We start from the raw sequence: 20027 nt of genomic DNA, 5'->3' as shown, positions 1-20027 counted from the left end.
TCATTACATTTCGTAAACCAAGTTCTTTGTGTCGCATGGCCAAAACCAAAAAGGAAAAAAAGATCTTCGTACTCGATACTTCGGTCATTATCTACGAGCACAACTCCATCCTTAATTTCGACGAACATGATGTGGGCATCCCCATCACCGTACTGGAAGAACTCGACAACTTCAAAAAGGGCAACGACACCAAAAACTTCGAAGCCCGCGAATTCATCCGCCTCATAGACAAGCTGGCCAAAGGCCAGATGCTCCACAACTGGAACCCCATCAACGGCAAAGGCAAAGGTGTGTTCAAGGTGTTGATGGACACCAAGAGCACCATCGACGCCAACAAGGTCTTCAATGAAGAGAAGGCCGACCACCGCATCCTCAACTCGGCGCTGCAGTTGCAGAAAGAAGCGAAAGACCGCAAGATCATCCTCGTCTCCAAAGACGTGAACCTGCGTCTCAAGGCCAAGGCCCTGGGTCTTCAATCGGAGGATTACACGACGGGCAAGGTTCAAAACATTTCATCGCTCTACACCGGCAAGACCATCCTGGAAGATGTTGACTCCAACATGATCAACCTCCTCTATGAAAAAGGCTATTGCCCACCGGGCGATTTGTTGGGCAAAATGGCGCCGGTCAAGAATCACTACTATATTTTAAAGAGCGGAAAAAAGTCAGCCCTGGCCTACTACAATCCCTTCAACGAAATGTTGGAGCATGTAGAGAAGCGTGCCGTCTATGGCGTGAAGCCCCGCAATGCAGAGCAGACCTTTGCCATCCATGCTGCACTGAAGCCGGAGATCAAGCTGGTGTCGATACAGGGTGTAGCGGGAACCGGTAAAACGTTGCTGGCCCTCGCCGCTGCATTGGAACAGAAGAAGGAGTATAAGCAGATCTACCTGGCCCGTCCCATCGTGCCCCTCAGCAACAAAGACATCGGTTATTTACCGGGTGATATAAAATCAAAGGTAAATCCCTACATGGAACCACTGTGGGACAACCTGAAGTTCATCCAAAACCAATACAACGAAACGGACAAGGAGTATTCGCGCATCACGGAAATGGTGAACCAGGAAAAGCTTATGATCACACCCCTGGCCTACATCCGTGGCAGAAGCTTGTCGAACATCTGCTTCATTGTGGACGAGGCCCAAAACCTGACCCCGCACGAAGTGAAGACCATCATCACCCGCGCCGGCGAAAACACAAAAATCATTTTTACAGGCGACATTTATCAGATCGATACGCCTTATCTGGACTCGCAAAGTAATGGATTGTCAACCCTCATCGATCGCTTGCAGGATCACGAGTTGTATGCGCACATTACGCTGGAAAAAGGAGAGCGCTCGGAGTTGGCTAATTTGGCGAACGAGTTGTTGTAGCGATCGCCGTCGCCTTTGTTGGTGTTCTTCACCAACAAATTTAGCTGCCTGTAAGTATTATTGATGTCCCTAATTAGCACCCTTCCTTTACGAAGTTCCCATCGACGATATTTGTCGCCCGGTTTTCTTGTTGGTGAAGAACACCAACAAGGGCGAGTTTAATACTTCTCGTCTTCGTTCGGAAAGTCCTTTGCCTTGATGTCTGTGATGTATTTCGCCACAGCATCCGTGATCACCGTATGCAAATCGGCATAGCGCCGCAAAAACCGGGGTTTGAATTCCTTCGTGATGCCCAACATATCCTGCATCACCAACACCTGACCATCCGCATCCGGCCCGGCGCCGATTCCAATGGTCGGGATTACGAGTGATTGAGAAACCTGTTTAGCAAGCAAGGCAGGTATCTTTTCCAACACGACGCCGAAGCATCCGCACTCTTGCAGAAGTTTTGCGTCTTCCATGAGCTTGTTTGCTTCCGCTTCTTCTTTTGCGCGGACCGTGTAGGTCCCGAATTTGTAGATGGATTGGGGGGTGAGGCCGAGGTGGCCCATCACAGGGATGCCCGCGCTCAATATTCGGTCGATCGAGTCTTTCACTTCGCTGCCGCCTTCCAGCTTCACGCCGTGGGCACCGGATTCTTTCATGATGCGAATGGAGGAGCGAAGGGCCTCCACCGAACTTCCCTGGTATGTTCCGAAGGGAAGATCCACGATCACGAGCGCGCGTTTTACGGCGCGTACCACCGAGGCAGCGTGATAGATCATTTGATCCAGGGTGATGGGCAGTGTCGTTTCGTAGCCCGCCATCACGTTGGAGGCGGAATCGCCCACCAGCACGATGTCGATGCCGGCGCCGTCGATGATCTTGGCCATGCTGTAGTCGTAGGCCGTGAGCATGGCGATCTTCTCGCCGCGGTTCTTCATTTCCTGCAATTGGTGCGTCGTGATGCGCTTGATCTCAGGTTTGTGGATAGACATGTTCTCGAGGTTGTGGTGGAATGGGCTAGGGAGTTAATCCAGTAAGTACACGGCGGTTTCCTTGCCCAGGTTTACCTCCACGTGATCTTTGATGGTGGTGGCCAGCTCATAGCCGGTGTATTGCGGATAGATGGGAAACAAAGTGTGACTCCGGTTTACCAACACGGCGGTTTCGATCTTCTTTACTTCGATGTTCAGGAAGGGCTTCATGCCATACGCAAACGTTCGACCAGTGTTGAGCACATCGTCCACCAGGATGATGCATTTCTTTTTGAGGTCCTTCAACTCACAATCCAGCGTCACTTCGCTTTGCAAGGGCGAAAGTTTGTCGAGCGACACCTTGACGAGCTTGCCTTCCAGGGGAGAGATCTCCTGCACATGTTTCAGCAGGAGTTGGGCCAGGATGTAGCCCTGGCCGTCGATGCCGGCGATGACCACGTTTTTTTCCTTGAAGTTGTGCTCATAGATCTCAAACGCCATGCGCTTGATCTTTTCCTGCACCTGGCGCGCATCCAGGATCAATGTTTTCTCTGACACCATAGTTTAAAAAAGATGATGGTAAAGGAAAGCCTCTCAGGCGTTGGGCAGCGGCATGGATTTGCTGTCTTTGAAGGTGGAAAGGATCACCATGGATTGCAGGCTGTCCACCACTTCAATGTTTGATACTTTCTCCAGCATCAGCTGTTGATAGGCGGCGATGTCGGCACAAACGATCTTGAGAATAAAGTCGCCCGCGCCCGTGATGTGGTGACACTCCACCACTTCGTCGATGCCCTTGATGGCTTTGATGAATTTTTCGATGTTTTCTTTATTGTGACCTTTCAGGGTAGCCATTACAAAGGTGCTGACACCGATGCCCACGCTTCCCGGATCGATAACGGCATGATAGCTTTTGATGACCCCGCTGGTCTCCAGCTTGTTCACACGCTCCAGGGTGGGTGCGGGCGACAGGCCTATTTCTTTGGCGAGCTGGGCGTTGGTAATGTTCGAGTTGGCCTGAAGGATCTCCAGGATCTTGCGATCGGTACCGTCTAATTTCACAGGTTTCATAGTATGTCTTTACGAGGGTTCGTCTCCAAATAAAATTTGGCCAAAATTAACAGAATTTACCTTTTCCTTTGAGAAAAGTGATTTTAAAAAGGGAAAAAACTTACCGGAAAGCCCAAATTCCAAAACGGTGATCACCAGGCACTTGAAAATATCTCCCCAGATTCAGGGGCCATCCCAGTCCTTTCATGACGATCGCCTTTCACAAGAGTTTTTTATAAACCGACTTATAGGTCAGCACACCCTGCTTCAAACTAAGGTACTGCTCGCAATAGTCCCGCGATTGAACGGGCGCCAGGCTTTCGAATGGGAACGGCCCGTCGGCCAGGTATCCTCCGGCTTTGCGGATAATGCTTTCGGCATCGCCCCAGCCCGGGTTGGTGATCACGGGGACATTCATGGCCATGATCTCGCCCATCTTTGTTGCCGATGAGGCTTTCTTTGAAAAAGACGGAAGGATAAAGAAAATGGCTGCGTCGGACAAGCCGATGTAGAGCGGAACCTCCGGTCGCGCTGCTGGTCTCATGATCACGTCTTCGCGGTGCGGATATTGGTGAAGGTCGATCTTGTCTTGTGTGATGATGAGAAACTTGGCGTTTGACTTTTGCGCTTTCAAGGCCGTGAAAAAAGCCAGCATATCGTTTGTCATATACCACGTACCCCACGAACCCAGGTAGAGCAGCACAAAGTCGCCCGGTGCAATTCCCAAGGCTGATCGCTTCTCCCGTTTTTGGGTTTCCGTGAGCTTTGCCGGATCAAACAACGTCATGTCGACACACGTAGGAATGACGGTGATCGGCGCCGGGTTTAGATTCCAGGAGAGAATTTCCCGGCGGGCATTTTCGGTCAGCGAAATGGTGTGGTCGGCTTCCGTCAGAAATACTTTTTCTTTTTGCTTAAAGAAACGATAGATGGCATTGAATACCGGGTTGTTGCGATTCCACAACCCACCTTCTACACGCTCATCGGCCCAAAAACCGCGCATGTCGAAAATAAATTTCACACCCTGCGTGTGTTTCAATCCCAATCCCACCAGCGCCGTGAGATAGCTGCGGCAATGCACGATGTCTATTTTTTTTTCACGATGCAAACGATCCGCCAGGCGTCGCAGTTTCATCAATGCCCACACGGTGGAGACGACAGGCGGTTGGCGACGGTATGTTAATGATATCCACCGAATATCATACTGACGACAAATGGCCTCCAGTTCGTTTTTCTTTTTTTCGTATTGATCCGGTTTATCGAACGTCACCACCGTGATGGAATATTCATCTGCCAGGCCACAGAGGTAAGGCAACACTTGCGATTGTCCGAGGGGATCGGTGAGGCCGTCATAGGAAAGATATAGTACGTTGGCCTTGCTCATGCGTTTTCGCGAAGCCATTTGTGAATGACGATCAAGGTCCAGAGACGGTTATAGAGGTAATCGTTTCCATTCAAGAAAGCTTCCTTCAATTTCTTTACGTGATCATATTCCACCAGGCCTGCCGTCTCGATACCCGGTTTGTCCAGATAGTCGTCTATCAAATAGCGGAGTTCGTTCTTCAGCCAGCTCGCCAGGGGAATGCTAAAGCCCCATTTTGGACGGTGCACCAACTCTGCCGGCAAATAATCGCCCAATATTTCCTTCAAGATCCATTTGCGCACATTGCCGCGCACTTTATAGGAAAGTGGCAGGTTGAATACAAATTCAACAACACGGTGGTCCAGTAACGGGCAACGGCATTCCAGGGCGTGAAACATGGAGGCACGGTCGACTTTAACAAGAAGGTCGTCTTTCAAATAAAATTTCAAATCGAAGATTGCCTGTTGTTCACGGGCGGTGAGTTTCACCTGGTCAACCTGCAGATCATCGTAAACAAATGATGTATAAGAGGCCGGATGCTTTAACACGTTTTGTCTCAGTTCGCGATCGGAGAAAAAATATTGCTCCTGGGAAAAAATATGACTGCGCATGCGCGTTTTGTCGACTTTCTCCAATATATGTGATACGCGTTTCAAACGGCTGCTCCCGAAATTTCTCAAGCCAAAGGCCAGCGGGGTTTGAAGAAGCCGGACGAATGGATTTTGCAAACGCTGCGCCCAATCATAGGCTCCGTAGCCTTGAAACAGTTCGTCTCCTCCATCGCCCGTAAGGGCCACCGTCACCTCCTTTCGCGCCAGCTTGGACACCAACATGGTGGGTATCGCCGAGGTGTCGGCAAAGGGTTCGTCGAAATGTTTGAGGTAGGTTTCCAGGATACCAACGGCCTCCTTTTCTGAAAGTGTATAGGCATGGTGATCGGTACCAAGATGTGATGCCACGCGCCGCGCGTATTCGCTTTCATCAAACTTGCCTTCTGTAAAGCCGATGCTGAACGTCTTCAGTCGCCCGGTGGAACTTTTAGACGCCAGGGCCGTGATCAGCGAAGAGTCTGTTCCACCACTCAGAAATGTTCCGAGCGGCACGTCGCTGATCAGGCGCTGTTGCACGGCTTCCGTCAGGATGCTCTTTAGGGTTTGTTTTACGCTCGCTTCATCCGTTGAGGATGGGGGATGCAATTGTTCTTCGATCGACCAATAAGCCTTAAGCTCCAGCACCAGATCGGCATTTACGGTGCCTGCAAACCCGGCGGGAAATTTTTTGATCGACGAGAAAATGGTGCGGGGCTCGGGGATGTATCCCAGGTGCAGAAATTGGTGAACAGCATCGTTGTCGAGCCTATGCTTTGCGGCGTTCACGACCGGATGCTTTAACAACGATTTTATCTCGGATGCAAAAATAAAATAGTGATCGTCGTGATAATAGAACAATGGCTTCTTGCCCACCCGGTCGCGACACACGAACAGCGTTTTGGCTTCCGTGTCCCAAATGGCGAGCGCAAACATACCGCCCAGGCGCGACATCATCTGCTCGCCCCAAAGCGCATAGGCCTGCAGGATCACTTCCGTGTCGGAGGTTGTTTTGAATTTAACTTGGGGATGCGTGGTCTCAATTTCCTCCCGGATCGTCTTGAAATTATAGATCTCGCCGTTGAAGACAATGATGTATCGTCCATCCAGGGACACCATGGGTTGGTTGGCCGTTTCGGAAAGATCGATCACGCTGAGACGGGTGTGACCTAACGCCACCTTGCCGTCGTCGGACAGCCAGGTCGATTCGGCATCGGGACCACGGTGACGAAGCTGCGCGATCATGGGTTCAATATCCCGAGCCCCTCCTGCGTTTTTACTCAACACAACGGCAATTCCACACATAGGATTTTTAGTTAGCGCTGCAATTTCAAAGCATTGGCCACACGCTTGATGCCATCCTCCAACGGCGTCAGCTCGCGGCCCAGCACATGTTTCATTTTTGAAATGTCGGGCTTGCGCCGCGTCATATCGCCTTCTTTCAGCGGTGGCAGATGTACGACGGACGAGGTTGAGCCGAGGGTGCTAATGACCACTTTGGCCAAATTCAAAATACTCACCTCAACATCGTTGCCCACATTCACCACATCGTTAATAAAGTGCCCATCGTTCAACGCGCGCAGCGTAAGTTCCATATTGTCGTCAATATAACAAAACGTTCTCGATTGGCTTCCGTCGCCATAGATGGTGAGGGACTCGTTCTTCAGCGCCGCCTTGATAAATTTTGTCAGCACAAAATCGCTGCTTTGAAGCGGGCCATACGTATTAAAAAAACGAAAGATCGTGTAGTTCAAACCATATTCCTGGAAGTAGGACTGACAGAAGGCCTCCCCTAAATTCTTCACGATCGCATAGGGCAGTCGCGAATTCAACGGCGTGGTCTTTTCATGTTGGGGGATCTCCACGGGCTCGCCATACACTTCGGACGAAGAGGAATAAAATACACGACGGACCCCTGTGTTTTTGCAGAGGTTCAGAATGTGTTTGATGCCATCGATATCGCGCAGCACGTGAATGGGATTCTCAAGCGTGCGCTGAACACCGACTACGGCGGCATAATGAAATACGTAGTCAAACCGATAGGCCGTCATGACAGGCATGATGTCCTCTAGTACGTTTACATCGCACTTTATAAATTTCGAGTTGCTGTGTTTCGTTGCTTCGGAAAGGTTGTGGGATTTTCCTGTGCTCAGGTTGTCGACTACCACTACGTAGTTCTCAGGGTCACTCACCAGTCGCTCTACCAACGAGGCCCCGATGTTGCCGGCGCCGCCGGTCACCAATATTCTTGTCATACTAAAACATTTTTTAAGGCAGCCATAAACCGCCGGGTCAACACCACCTGCGGCCGCAACAGGGCGGCATGCCAAAGGTAGGCAATACTTTTTCTTTTCGGATACCGGGCCATGGCCAGGTGCAAGGCAATATAAATATCGCGATACGACCGGAAGGTGCTCCAACGGCTGCCATACTTTTTCAGGAAGGCGTCGTCGGCCTTCAACTCCTGGCACAAGATCTCCATGCGCTGCAAAAACTTTTCAAGGTTGATCGTCAACACGCTGCGCAGTTCGTGGTTCACGACCGTAGAGGTGATCACGTTCCAGCAATGAATATCATAGCGCGAGGCCAGCTTGAGCCAGAGGGCATAATCTTCGGATGCCGACAGCAGGCGGTTTTCGCTGAAGGGCCATTGGGCAGCGATGTCGCGGCGCACAAACACAGCGTTACAACTGAGGTGATTACCATTGATCAACGCATCGTTGATCGTAGGAGGAAAAGCGTCGACGGTCCGCAACAACTTGCCTTCAGGGTCCTTCACGTCGTAGCCGAGGTGGATCACCTCCGGTTGGTTAAGGCTGATAATGGCCTTGCGGGCTTCGCCCACGTGGTTGGGATACGCCACGTCGTCGGAATCAAAAAAGTTGATGTACGTACCCTTGGCCAGCCGCGCCCCGTAGTTGCGGGCGGCACCGCGTTCGGCGTTGGCTTTTTTATGATAGGAAACTTTGTCGCTTTTGATGTGTGCCAGCACCTCCTCGGTGTTGTCGGTACTGCCGTCATCCACCACAATGATCTCGTAGGCGGAATCGTGTTGCTGCAACAACGACTCTACGGTTTTGCGGATATAGCCTGCGCGATTGTAGGTGGGAATGACGATGGAGAAAAATATATCTGGCATAGGTGTAATTCAGTTAGTTTACGGTCGCCGGCTTCTTCCCGCGAACGGCCGTCACCGTGTTGCCGTCGCCGTAGGGGATCGTCAGCAATTCCACATCCGTGAGCTGGAACGACTTGAACCATTGCCCCACCACCTCCAAACGCTGTGGATGATCGTGCGCCGGCGAAAACATATCGAAGGTGTCAAGAATAACCCATTCCCGCAAGGCAGTTTTGTCGAGCCCACGCGGAATGGTGGTGCGAATATCGCACACGGGCAGGAATCGATTCACGATCCGACCTAAACCAATGGCGTCGAAAAATCGGGAAGCCGAAATGAGCCACCCGGCATTCGCTTCAATGCGTGATAACAATCTTTCATGGTTCATATTCCGGGTGAAAGGCCTCAATAGATACTTGGCGTGAAGCTTCGTGTACCATCCCTTCACCGGGTAAAAATCCACGATCAATTCGCCGCCCGGCTTCACCATCTCTGCCAGCGCACCCACCGAGCGTTTGAAGTCGGGGGTATGTTGCAAAACTCCAAAACAAAAAACTTTGTCGAACTGCGCGGGGGCAAACGGCAAATCGTATACGCTGGCCTGGAAAAGATGGAAACGAGGATGCGGACCGTTGTTCCGGAAGTTGGCCTCCACGGCGTTGCTATAGTCGACACTATACAAATTAGCATGCGTGTGATTGAGCACGATCTGCGAAAAGCGACCGGCGCCAGAGCCCACCTCCAGGATATTCTGATCGGCGAGATCGATCTTATCCCACTGGGTCACGGCAAAAAAACGTTCGCGGCTTTGATCTACCGTGCGTTGAAAGCGGTCGATCTGTGTTTTCTGAAACTTATTCCATTGAAACCCGAAGTTGGCTGTGTAGTTGTCGTCGTGCACAAAGCGATAGGCGCCTTCTTTTAGCGGAAATGAATTTCCCGCGTCGTCAACCAATTGTCCGTTGCGGGCCGTCAATGGCTTTTTGTTGATGGGATTGATGAGTCTTATATCATCCGGTGGGGTCATGCTGTTTTGATATCAATTGATGATGGACTCATGGCGATCAGGCGTACAAGGCTTCCAGTTTATGCAGCATGTGCTCCAGGCTGAACGATTGTACCGACCGCTTTCCTTCGGTGATCAGGTTTTCACGCAGCGCATCATTTTGCCAAATGTCGGTGATCGCGGAAGCGATGTCGCCGGCATTTCGGAACCCCACCACACAAGCGTTCTTCCGGTTCACGATAAATTCCGGTGCTACGCCCGAAAGCGTAAATACCGCGGGCACACCCGCGGCCAAGGCTTCTACATAAGTTTGTCCAAAAGCTTCTACATGAGGGCCCGTGGGCACGTGAACAAAGACATCCATCACGGCATACAATGACGCCAGGTCATTTTCAAAGATAACCTCTTTGTAGGCTTCCACTGGAACATCGGCCAGGCTTTTTTTGATGACCGGTGCATACACGCCATGGGCGTTGGCCAGAATGAGAAACGCGTCTGGAAATTCCCTTCGGATAGTTTTAAAGGCCTCCACCACGTACGGAATGCCCTTCAATTCCAGGTAGCGGGCAATGACGCCGATCATAGGGCCACGCGCAGGAAGCCCGTGCCTTTGCCTTAGGTTGGCCACTGCTTGCGGGTCTGGCTGCGCAAAGTACGCGAGGTCGAAGCCGTGGTGTATCAGGTGTACTTTAGCGGGTGCCACGCCCTCCCATTGGGTGAGAATATTTTGAACATTTTGTGAAATGGCTACGATGCCGGTAGCCAATCGATTGCACAGCTTATCCCACTTCAACCCGGTGGGATACACTTCGTGGTGCAAGGCAGCATGGTGACGTGTGAATATTCGCTTCGGAACGCGCAGCAACCACGCAGCGGTCATGCCCATGAGTTGGGCCCGCCACAGGTGCGCATGCACGACGTGGGGTCGCTCCCTTTGCAACAGCGACAGCACTGTCAGCCACTTTCGGAAGAACGATGCCCCATCTTCGTCGGCCACCACCTGGTAGCGCACCCCGGTCTGCTCCAGGAAGGAAATGAGCGCGGTCTGTCGCTTGCCGATCAGAAGAAAGAAAAGCTCGGCATGGCTCTTGAAATGGGCAGCCATCCACTCAAAAGCAAGCGATTTCTCGACATCCGAGACGATATAGACGATCTTCCTCCTCAATGCGGTACAAATAAAAGATCAATGTTACTAAAAAAGGTTTATCACATTTATATTTATTTTTGACGAAAAACCGGGATATGCCTAACGCGCAATACTATAAATTGAATCGCTCGGAGATGCTTGCCTTCATCCCTCCCGGTATCACGTCGCTGCTGGACGTGGGTTGTGGTGAAGGATACTTTGCAGCGCTTGTAAAAGAAACCTTTCACTGTGAAGTGTGGGGCGTGGAACCTGTATACGAGCCTTCGCTGGAAGCCCAAAAAAAACTGGACAAGGTTATTAACGGCTACTTCGACCGTTCGCTGAAGATCGAAAGAAAGTTCGATGTCATTTCGTTCAACGATGTCCTGGAGCACCTGGTCGATCCCTGGAGCGCACTGCGCTACTGCAGGGAGCTGCTCAACCCCGGGGGTGTCATTGTCACTTCCATTCCCAACATTTTATACTTTCACGACTTTATGCAAATGCTGCTGTCGCGCGATTGGAAGTATGAGGAGGCTGGCATTTTCGACAAGACCCACTTGCGTTTCTTCACAAAGAAGAGCATCGAGCGCATGTTCCAGGAGTGCGGCTACGACATTGCGACCCAGCAAGGCATTCGACCGACCGACTCAAAGAAATTCTACCTCTTCAATATTGCCACACTCGGCTACTGGGCCGAGTCACAATTCCTGCAGTACGGCATCCAAGCCAAACCCCGGTAACACATGGATCTCTCCATTGTGATTGTCAATTTCAACACATTCGACCTCACCCGGGCCTGCATCGAATCTATTTACCAAACACTGGATCCGACGCGGGTCTCGTTTGAGATCATCTTGGTGGACAATCATTCGACAGACCGGCCTGCCGACACCTTTGCCGAACTTTTTCCGGGACTTGTGTTGATCAAAGCCGGTGAGAATCTTGGTTTTGGCCGGGCAAACAACGAGGGTATGGCCGTGGCCCGGGGTCAATTTTTCCTGCTGCTCAATTCCGACACCATCGTGTTGCCCGGAGCGCTGGAACAATGCTTCACGTTCATGACTTCGCCGTTTGCCCAAGCGCAAAACATTGGCCTGCTGGGCTGCCGGTTGTTGAACGAAGACAAAACCCTTCAACCTTCCGTGTGGCCCTACCTCCACAATAATTTGTGGACCTTTTTCAAGCTCGAGAATCCAATTGCCCACGCCATCGTGCGTCGCCTTGGCCGCGACAAACATCAAAACTTCGACTTCACCCGCACGCAACGGGTGGGCGATGTGTCGGGCGCGTTCATGTTCCTGCGCGCCGACGTGGCCCGCGATACCGGCTATTTCGATACTGATTTTTTTATGTATTGTGAAGACACCGAGTGGATCCGCGAACGCATCGCCAAAAACTATGCTGTCTATTATTTTCCGGAAGCTTCCATCATTCACCTGGGTGGCAAAAGTGCGCCGCGGGACTTGATGTATATTCAATCGCGACTGTCCTTGTCGTTAGTGTGGTACAAAAAAGGATGGCTGCACTACATCGGTTATCTGCTCGTGGGCTGCATAAATTGTCTCACCATCTTGGTGACGATGCCTTTCTGCACGGCTGCCACGCGCACGCTGTTGAAAAAAGTCTTACATGCCTACCGCGTTCTCTTCCCTTACTTCCTGCGCGACATTCCCTCGCAGTCGCGGGAGATGAATGCCCGCCATTCAAAACTAATTTACAAACCCGCGCTGAAGGTGATGCGAGTGCAGGTGTGATGATCACTCACGTGACCACGCGTGTAACGGAATAGGCCGTCAGCAGCAAATCATAGATCCGGAAACGGAGTGCACGCGGCAGGATCATGAACAAACCTTTGTCCACCAAATCGATCCACGCTTGCGCCGACACCATTTTGTAGAAAATCGTCTTGGCGCGACTTCGCTGGACTTGCGTGGTCATGTAGTGGTTGGCTGCTGGCATCAGTTGTGCCAACGCTTGCCGTGCGTTTTGATATTCCACCAAACGCCGGGCATAGGTTTTGAAATCGGGCTGAAGATGGTGGCCCACCCGGATCTCGGCGTCGAGCAGAATCGGGATCTTCTTTTCGAATGCCGCGACGGCCAGGGCAAAGTCCTCGGCATCACGCAGACGATCGTCGAAGCCTCCCAACAATTCAAACACGTCGCGACGGATCAGGCAGTTCTGCGCGTTGAGATACGGTTTTTTCAGCACCTCCCTCGTCGCTTTCGCCAGCCCCGATTCCCACTTGGTGTTAAGGTATTCGGCGAAGTGAAAGAATTCGTCCCTTTCTTTCACGGGCACGGCATAGGCGCTTCCCACAGCGATGGGGTGACCCTGTTCCGCCAGCGCCTCATACTTTTTCAACAAGCTGTCGTCGAACGTAAGGTCGTCATCCAAAAAAATAAGGGCGTGCGCTTGAGCAAGGGCCGCCCCGGCATTGCGCGCACCGGCGCGTCCTTTGTTCGGCTGTTCGTGCACCAAAAGGGGGAAACGAAATGAAGCTTGCTGCACCCGCGTTTTCGTATCGTCCGTGCTGCCGTCGATGACAACGATGACCTCGAAATCGCGGAAGGATTGCTTCTCCAGCGAACCCAGGGTGTTCATTATTCGCTGGGCACCCTGGTAGGTTGGTACAATCACGGAAAGGGCAGGGCGTATCGTCATTTTTTCAGTAGACTTCGGAGTTTCGAAAAGAGCCGCGAATTTCTAAAAAACAAATCCACCGTCGAATAGGCCGGCATGGTGTGCGTGGGGAAATTCTTCAAGAGATCGGCTATCGTTTTTCCTTTCACGAAATTCAGACGCGGCCATAACCCCGATTGGAGGGGGTGAACATCTTTCGCTGTGGCAAAGTTGGTGGCATCGAAGCCTTCCCAGGCAGCGAAGTATTTCTCCTTGTCGAAATCCGTGCTGTGCCCCCAGTTATAAATTTTATCCCTTATCTCCTCGCGACTCCGCGCCCACGACTGATGCAGGATCGCAAAGTTTGTAATAATATTAAAATTGCCATTTCGCCTTCCATACTCATATCCCGGCTCGCGTGTGGCAATTTGCATGAATTCGGTTTTTGTCTTGTCTACAGGGTCAACATACAGAAAGCCTTCTGGGGTCTGCTTATATAAGATAATCCATGCGCAGGCCACGTTCGCGCGTTTCGTCCGTCGCGATGTGAGCGACCGCAGGTACGCGACGAATCCATCGAAGTCGAGAAAATACTCATCACAGTCAAGCTGAACAAACCAGCCGCCGGGGCCAAAGTGTTGGGCGATACGGTTGCGCTGGCGTACTTCGTTTTGCATCGGCGTCAGGTCGGGCAGGTGATAGTCTTCTTCGATCACACGGATCTTTTTATCCGGATCAAGTCGGGCCACCAATTGTTGAAACGCAGCCGTATCGAATGCATAGGGGTGACCGCTCCAACTGATGCGATCTTTGTCGAGCGACAGGCAGATCATGTCGGCGGCGTTGTAGATCAGCGGCAGCGCATGCTCCAACAGATACCAATCGTAGGCCACACAAAAACCGACCTTAATTGCTTCCTTCATGCTGTTGTGTCTGGATGGTGTGAGGTATCGCGCCTTGCCAGCCGCGTCGCAGGTGGTAAGCCACATCACGCAAAAACTTAATGTCCCAAGGCTTGCGCAGCAACGCACGGAAAGCATAGTGTCTGCCCTCCGCGAATTTATTTTCATTAAACGATTGAATGGCCCGGTCTTGAATCATGAGCAGGTGGTTCGCGAATTGAGCGGGGAGTATACCGGTCATCTTCCGGATGTCGTCGAGCCGGCGCTGCACCGGCAGGGCGCACCAATCCAGGTGGATGTGTTTTTCCAGCCAAAGATCGGCAATCCGCTTCTCGATGCGATACCAATAGTGATAGACCACATCGTCGCAAGGGCGAAGTTCTGCCCGTTGCTGGAGCACGATCGAAAAGGCGTACTGCTCACTGGCGTGATTGTGCGTAGCCGGGTAGAACTGATCTGTCAACGCATACACATCGGCCAGCCAAGCACGTTGCGCGGGATGCAACGCCATGACACCGGCATTCCAAGACTCAGCACCAGGCAAAACTTCGAGGTCGTCGTTGTTTGCTCCGCGAAAACGCTGCGACACGATCAATTCATAAAATGCACGAAAGGTCTTGCCCGCGGGCAGGGGCTTGTCTTTCAAACTGGCAAAATCGTACTCCTTTAAATGCATAAACGCCACATCCGGTGCCACGGCTTTCTCGACAGATTCCGGATTGGCAATAAAAAAGGTATCCGAATCCACATAAAAGATCTTGTCATTGGAACGCTGAAGTGCTTCGTCAATAAGCGCGATCTTCATCCGGTGAAGAAAATCGATCGCACCCCGCATGGTCTTTATTTTCTCGGGCGACAAAAAAATGTAGTCAACCGCGAAAGGTTCCAAATAGGGCTTAAAGTATGCTTCGTTGTCGGTAAACAAGATCACGCGCGCCGTCGTTGGCCAGCCATAGTGGGCATAAAAACTATAGATCGTCAGGATGGCCCGTCTGTATTCATACTCCTTCCCAAACGACTGTATCACGAGGTTCATGTTCGTACGCTTTTAGCCTTGAGACCACGCCACATCTTCCTTACCAGGGGCGCGTCAAAGTAAAACTCGACCGCCCTTATTTTTAGCCATGCCGGTATTTTACTCCATCCAAAGTCGGTGTACTTCGACGTGCGATCGCTCCATTTCTTCCGGTATTGAAAATACAAAAATCTTAACCGATTCCTGCAAAGCATCTCCCACGGTCGCTGGAGTGTGAAATGAACAACATATTTGTCATGCAACAATCCTTTTAGTTCTTTCAGGCTCTGCTCCTGCGGCACGTAGGTATACAGGTAATTGTAGCGCGCATCCAGTTTCTTCCAGGTATCGACCAAAATAGCATTGAGCCCACACTGATCGACATACCGGATCGTTTCCGGGTATTTCAACAGATAGTCTATGACCTGCTCGGAAATTTTCGATTGCCGCCATTGGTTCAAGTCCATCAGCATGACCCCTGAATTAAAATAATTTCCAGGTTCATTTATTCCGAGCAAGGGTTGTGTCACCACATAGTTATCATACACAGCCGCCAAAGGTTTTCCCTCCAGGTCCAGCGAATAGAAATCCGTGAGATCATTTACCACAATGGTATCAACATCGAGGTACAGCAGCCGATCAAGCGAAGGCGGCACAAGGAAAGGAAAGAACAGGCGATAGTATACGGCGGGAGTCCATTTGCTGGCGAGCACAAACTGCGCGGTGAACGCCTCGTCGATGACATAAAAGGACACTTGGTGCTTGCCCGCCGTTTCAACGATGGTTTGTTTTTCCGTTTCCGGGATCCCGGTGACGATGAGGTGAAAATGAACGGAAGTCTTTTTATGGTGATCTAAAACAGAAAAGAACCACGCATAGAAAGGTGCGCGGTAATGTTGATCGAACGCGGCGGCCAGGTGCAAGGGCTTCAGGGATGCTGCGCTCATTTGATACGCGCATATAAGGTCCGGGCCCGGGCCGTCAACCACAGCGTTGCTTTCGCCCGCCACGTGAGCTGCCGATAGGCTTGTTCCTGCTCCTTCGTTTTGTATTGCTTGTGACGCTCGTAGTATACACAAGGAATTTTTGCAAGCGATGCAGCCTCGTTGTCCCCCAAGTCGGTGTGATAGTCCTCATAGATCTCCCTGAGGTCCGGCCGTGATGCAAACGTGTAGCGGCTGTGATAGCGCGAAAACTTCAGGGGCTCTTCGAATCGAAAGCCACTGAAATGAAAAAAATAGAGCGGATATTTTTCGTTCACACGGAAATTACCGCTGCCCGTTTTGGAAAGTCGTCGCTCATGAAAATTCCAGTTGGCCATGTTGTATCCCGGGTCCTTGAGGATAAAATAGTTCTCAAAAAAAACGGTAACATAATTGCACCACACCTGGTCATAAAACATGCCCCGGGTCAGATCGTAATAGCAGTATTTATAAAGCCTGTCGCGCCACCAGGTCAGAAAAGGTCGCACCGCGTCTATGCGCGACAAAGCAATAAAACCTAAATTGAAAAGACCGCTCCCGAGCATTCTGAAATCCGTTGTCGATTCCCCGTCGTCGATGGGCGTGGTGAAGTGCGGGGTCACAATGATACTATACTGATCAAGTGCGCTGCTGAGTTCATCAAACCGATCGTATACCTTGATGTCGGGGTCGAGGTAGACCACCTTTTGGCAGCCCTTTCTTTCAAAGAGATAAAAAAAAACATCCGGCTTCACGGCGGTGTTCAACTCCACAATGTTGTATTGCTGAACCAGCGTGTCGAACGTCGGAATGTTCACGTCGGCGATCGGGATCACCACGACGCGTTCATCAAATCGGTAGTTTACGCCGGCATGAAGCTCGTCCACCAGGAAAACATAGAAGGAGGTATCCGAATGATGCTGTAGCCAGCTTTTGGCGAGCACCCGCGCATGCGCAAAATAGTTCGTCGAACAAATGGTGAACGCCGTGATGTTCATTTGGAAAGTTTGGTCTTCACATACCAGAACGGCCACAGCAAATATTTACCGAGCAAAAAGGTCCGGCTCGCGAAAATCTCCTCAATCTTATTCTCGTAGTACTGTGTCTGCGCTTCCATGATCGCATTGCCATTAAAAACGCGAAGAGCATCGGTGACAGGCAATTCCGTTGCCGACGCCACAGCGATGTTAAAAAGGTGTTTGCCAAAAAAATTCTCCTCGGGGTTGATGCGTTCAAAATTCCCGGACATCTCAATGACTTCGGCCGAATCGGCCCGATCGGCATAGATCATGGACATGGAGAGATAACGCTGCCGGAAATTTTTTACCACCTTAAAATATTTACCCAACAGGCTCATAAATTCTTCCGAGGTCAACTCCTTCAGGTGATAGGGATTGTCGGGGTCCGTGGGATGATAGTTTTCTTTTTCCGGAGTGGATATAATGAGCATGCCGGCAGGTTTCAACACTCGTCGTATTTCAGCGATCATCTGGTCTTGCTCGAGCAAGTGTTCCAGGGTCTCGAAGCTCACCACTACGTCTACGCTTTGATCGTTCAAAGGAATGCTGGTGGCCGACCCCGTTACGAACGAAAGATTGGGCCTTTTGTATTTCGCGGCTGCTTGTTGCACGGCCTCCGCCGACACGTCGACGCCCGTTACCTGGGCAGCTTGCTGTGCGATGAGGTTGCTTCCATAGCCTTCACCGGAGGCGATGTCCACCACCACCTTGCCCTTCACAAAAGGCATCACAAAAGCGTAGCGATGCAAATGCTCGATAAGGCCACGGCCATACCGGTAATCTTCAATCATTCTTTCCATACGCCTTCTTTATCTAGCATTCGATACTCCCAATTTAAGATCGGGCGCACCACACCCGGAAAGGTACCGCCGTATGTGCCCCGCGCCGAATCGCCATCCACGGTATCGACCACCGTAAACGTGACGATTTCCTTTTCGTGAAAAAATACTTCAAACGGATCATACTGCATGACGGCCACGCTCACAAAGTACAGGCCTTCAGCCAAAAAATTCCCCGGCACGATCACCTCCGCATAATAGGTCCCCTTCTTGAACAGCGGGCGCTTTCGTCCCGTCTCCGTGTCGTGCGAACTGAGCACGTGAATGTTTTCGTTGTTGTGAATGTTCAGCCCGTGCGTAAACGAAACGCCATCTTCCAATACGTTGTATTTGAAAAAAATGGTTACCGGCTTGCGGATATCCACCTGGTCGGAGAACTCACCGTTGTGACTCTTTATGCCCACTTCGGTCAGCCGCACTTTTTCATTTCCAGGGGCTCGCGAAATATCGTCGAAGGTGAAGTGATAGTTTCGCCCGGTAGAACCTTTCAGGTACCGGCTAACGCCTTCCGAAGCATTGCCCTGGAAAGAGACCTTGCCAGCCTCCAGTTGTATCACTTTACTGCAAAGCCTTGTAACGGCTTCCAACTGATGCGACACGAACAATACGGTTCTTCCTTCCGATTCACTGAGATGCTTCATGCGTCCCATGCACTTCTTCTGGAATTCCGCGTCACCCACAGAGAGGACTTCGTCCACGATGAGGATCTCAGGCTCCAGGTGAGCCGCCACGGCAAAGGCCAATCGCAGTTGCATGCCGCTGGAATAATGTTTCAGCTGTGTGTCGAGAAAGCGCTCTGTGCCCGAGAAGTCGACGATCTCGTCGAATCGTTTGTTGATCTCGGTCTTCTTCATGCCGAGGATCGAACCGTTCATGAAAATATTTTCACGCCCGGTCAATTCCTGGTGAAAGCCTGTACCCACTTCGAGCAAACTGGCAATGCGGCCGCGCACAATGATGCGTCCCTTGGTGGGCAAGGTGATGCGCGACAGGATCTTGAGCAAGGTCGATTTACCGGCCCCGTTTCTTCCAATGATGCCAATGGATTCGCCCGCCTCCACGGAAAACGAAACATCATTGAGCGCCCAGAACTCTTCGATCTCATCGGTCTTCTTGAAGACGCCGGAGATGCGGTCGCGCAAACTCAAGTACGGCAGACCCCGGTGGTGTAGTTTAAAGAGTTTGGATACGTTTTGTATTTCCAGGATGGGCTTCATGCAATATCAGCAAAGAATGCTTCCGTCTTTTTAAAGTAACTGATCCCTACAATCATAAAGAGGAGTGTGGACACACAACTGGTCGTCATGAGCAGCGCACTGGCATCCAATCCGATGAGGGGCGCACGGAAGAAGTTGATCGCGGCAAACATGGGGTTTAGCGCCAGCAAATAATTGAGCCATGGCGAATTCACGATCGACACGGGATAAATGACCGGGCTCACAAACAAAGCGATCTGGAGCCCGAAGGGAATGACATAGCGGAAGTCGCGATATTTTACGGTCAGAGCAGCCAACCCGCAGCTTATTCCCAGTGTGCCCATCACCACCAGCACGATGGCCATCGGCCAGTAGAGGAGCAACAACGAAATGTCAACGGCGGTATGATAGTACAGCAACATGCCCAGGTATACAATGAAGGCAATAAGAAAATCCACACCGGCCACCATCAGCGCCGACACCGGGATGATGAGTCGGGGGAAATATATTTTTTTTATGATGGGCGCATTGGTCAGCATGCTGTTTCCCGCCGTGTTCACGCTGGCGGAAAAAAAATTCCAAAGCAATAACCCCGAAAAAACAAAGACCGGATAGTCCACTTTGGAGGAAGGTATGTGCAACGTTCTTCCAAAAAAATAAGAAAATATGGCCACCGTCAATACCGGCTGCAGCACCACCCAAATAACCCCCAACGCCGTTTGCTTGTACTTCACCTTGACATCACGCCAGGTAAAAAAATAAAAAAGCTCCCGGTATAACCAAAGCTCCTTAAGGCCCAAAGCGATCGAGCGCTCCGACGATATGACATACTCTTTTTGCCGTAATTGCATGAAATTTTCTTGGCGGCTACCGAGCCGAAATAATGGAAC

At 51.2% G+C, this 20027-nt stretch carries 20 protein-coding genes; 3 read left to right on the top strand and 17 right to left on the bottom strand.

The genetic code is table 11. The features are described from left to right. Positions 1-35 precede the first annotated feature (35 nt). Positions 36-1373 (top strand): PhoH family protein, encoded by a 1338-nt coding sequence (locus D4L85_RS12445; RefSeq protein ID WP_119754607.1) that lies wholly within the window; start codon positions 36-38, stop codon positions 1371-1373. Between the two features lie 158 nt (positions 1374-1531). On the opposite strand, the gene panB is transcribed toward D4L85_RS12445, so the two are convergent. The 9 genes from panB to D4L85_RS12400 all read right to left on the bottom strand — a co-directional run bounded on the left by panB (position 1532) and on the right by D4L85_RS12400 (position 10618). After that, positions 1532-2350 carry a 3-methyl-2-oxobutanoate hydroxymethyltransferase gene (gene panB / locus D4L85_RS12440; RefSeq protein ID WP_119754606.1) on the bottom strand — a complete coding sequence of 273 codons (819 nt, stop codon included), beginning with the start codon at positions 2348-2350 and terminating at the stop codon, positions 1532-1534. 33 nt (positions 2351-2383) lie between these two features. Then, the gene (locus tag D4L85_RS12435; RefSeq protein WP_174236152.1) at positions 2384-2890 is read right to left on the bottom strand and encodes a phosphoribosyltransferase family protein; all 507 of its coding nucleotides are present in this window, start codon (positions 2888-2890) and stop codon (positions 2384-2386) included. Between the two features lie 33 nt (positions 2891-2923). After that, positions 2924-3400 carry an Lrp/AsnC family transcriptional regulator gene (locus D4L85_RS12430; RefSeq protein WP_073133671.1) on the bottom strand — a complete coding sequence of 159 codons (477 nt, stop codon included), beginning with the start codon at positions 3398-3400 and terminating at the stop codon, positions 2924-2926. A 199-nt stretch (positions 3401-3599) separates the two neighbouring features. Next, on the bottom strand, positions 3600-4763 hold the full coding sequence (locus tag D4L85_RS12425; RefSeq protein ID WP_160143691.1) for a glycosyltransferase: 1164 nt from the start codon (positions 4761-4763) through the stop codon (positions 3600-3602). Next, positions 4760-6634, bottom strand: coding sequence for an asparagine synthase (glutamine-hydrolyzing) (gene asnB, locus D4L85_RS12420; RefSeq protein ID WP_119754604.1), 1875 nt, complete (start codon positions 6632-6634; stop codon positions 4760-4762). The genes D4L85_RS12425 and asnB overlap by 4 nt, the downstream gene beginning before the upstream one ends. Before the next feature lie 11 nt (positions 6635-6645). Then, positions 6646-7584, bottom strand: a complete 939-nt coding sequence (locus tag D4L85_RS12415; RefSeq protein WP_119754603.1) for an NAD-dependent epimerase/dehydratase family protein — start codon at positions 7582-7584, stop codon at positions 6646-6648. After that, positions 7581-8468, bottom strand: a complete 888-nt coding sequence (locus D4L85_RS12410; RefSeq protein ID WP_119754602.1) for a glycosyltransferase family 2 protein — start codon at positions 8466-8468, stop codon at positions 7581-7583. Before D4L85_RS12410 ends, D4L85_RS12415 begins: the two co-directional genes overlap by 4 nt. A gap of 13 nt (positions 8469-8481) precedes the next feature. After that, a complete protein-coding gene (locus D4L85_RS12405; protein ID WP_119754601.1) occupies positions 8482-9474 on the bottom strand; it encodes a class I SAM-dependent methyltransferase in 993 nt (330 codons plus the stop codon). Positions 9475-9511: 37 nt separating this feature from the next. Next, positions 9512-10618, bottom strand: coding sequence for a glycosyltransferase family 4 protein (locus D4L85_RS12400; protein WP_119754600.1), 1107 nt, complete (start codon positions 10616-10618; stop codon positions 9512-9514). Positions 10619-10695: 77 nt separating this feature from the next. Here D4L85_RS12400 and D4L85_RS12395 point away from each other — a divergent pair, with 77 nt between their 5' ends. Both D4L85_RS12395 and D4L85_RS12390 read left to right on the top strand, forming a co-directional pair. Next, positions 10696-11322 (top strand): class I SAM-dependent methyltransferase, encoded by a 627-nt coding sequence (locus D4L85_RS12395; RefSeq protein WP_119754599.1) that lies wholly within the window; start codon positions 10696-10698, stop codon positions 11320-11322. Between the two features lie 3 nt (positions 11323-11325). Further along, entirely contained in the window at positions 11326-12336 is a 1011-nt protein-coding gene (locus tag D4L85_RS12390) for a glycosyltransferase family 2 protein (protein WP_119754598.1), read from the top strand. Positions 12337-12343: 7 nt separating this feature from the next. On the opposite strand, the gene D4L85_RS12385 is transcribed toward D4L85_RS12390, so the two are convergent. The 8 genes from D4L85_RS12385 to D4L85_RS12350 are packed head-to-tail and all read right to left on the bottom strand — an operon-like array spanning position 12344 to position 19988. After that, entirely contained in the window at positions 12344-13246 is a 903-nt protein-coding gene (locus D4L85_RS12385; protein ID WP_119754597.1) for a glycosyltransferase family 2 protein, read from the bottom strand. Then, positions 13243-14127 (bottom strand): hypothetical protein, encoded by an 885-nt coding sequence (locus D4L85_RS12380; RefSeq protein ID WP_160143690.1) that lies wholly within the window; start codon positions 14125-14127, stop codon positions 13243-13245. The genes D4L85_RS12385 and D4L85_RS12380 overlap by 4 nt, the downstream gene beginning before the upstream one ends. After that, on the bottom strand, positions 14111-15142 hold the full coding sequence (locus tag D4L85_RS12375) for a hypothetical protein (RefSeq protein WP_119754595.1): 1032 nt from the start codon (positions 15140-15142) through the stop codon (positions 14111-14113). Before D4L85_RS12375 ends, D4L85_RS12380 begins: the two co-directional genes overlap by 17 nt. Beyond that, a complete protein-coding gene (locus tag D4L85_RS12370) occupies positions 15139-16068 on the bottom strand; it encodes a glycosyltransferase family 8 protein (RefSeq protein WP_119754594.1) in 930 nt (309 codons plus the stop codon). Before D4L85_RS12370 ends, D4L85_RS12375 begins: the two co-directional genes overlap by 4 nt. Beyond that, a complete protein-coding gene (locus D4L85_RS12365) occupies positions 16065-17081 on the bottom strand; it encodes a glycosyl transferase (RefSeq protein ID WP_119754593.1) in 1017 nt (338 codons plus the stop codon). Before D4L85_RS12365 ends, D4L85_RS12370 begins: the two co-directional genes overlap by 4 nt. After that, complete coding sequence (locus D4L85_RS12360; RefSeq protein ID WP_119754592.1) at positions 17078-17902, bottom strand: class I SAM-dependent methyltransferase; 825 nt, start codon at positions 17900-17902, stop codon at positions 17078-17080. Before D4L85_RS12360 ends, D4L85_RS12365 begins: the two co-directional genes overlap by 4 nt. Further along, positions 17890-19158 (bottom strand): ABC transporter ATP-binding protein, encoded by a 1269-nt coding sequence (locus D4L85_RS12355; protein ID WP_119754591.1) that lies wholly within the window; start codon positions 19156-19158, stop codon positions 17890-17892. Before D4L85_RS12355 ends, D4L85_RS12360 begins: the two co-directional genes overlap by 13 nt. Then, positions 19155-19988 (bottom strand): ABC transporter permease, encoded by an 834-nt coding sequence (locus D4L85_RS12350; RefSeq protein WP_119754590.1) that lies wholly within the window; start codon positions 19986-19988, stop codon positions 19155-19157. The genes D4L85_RS12355 and D4L85_RS12350 overlap by 4 nt, the downstream gene beginning before the upstream one ends. Between the last annotated feature and the right edge of the window lie 39 nt (positions 19989-20027).

This window comes from Chryseolinea soli, from assembly GCF_003589925.1.
Taxonomy (GTDB): Bacteria; Bacteroidota; Bacteroidia; order Cytophagales; family Cyclobacteriaceae; genus Chryseolinea; species Chryseolinea soli.
Note: the sequence above shows the minus strand (reverse complement) of the source record. Positions and strands in the feature narration are given on the sequence as shown.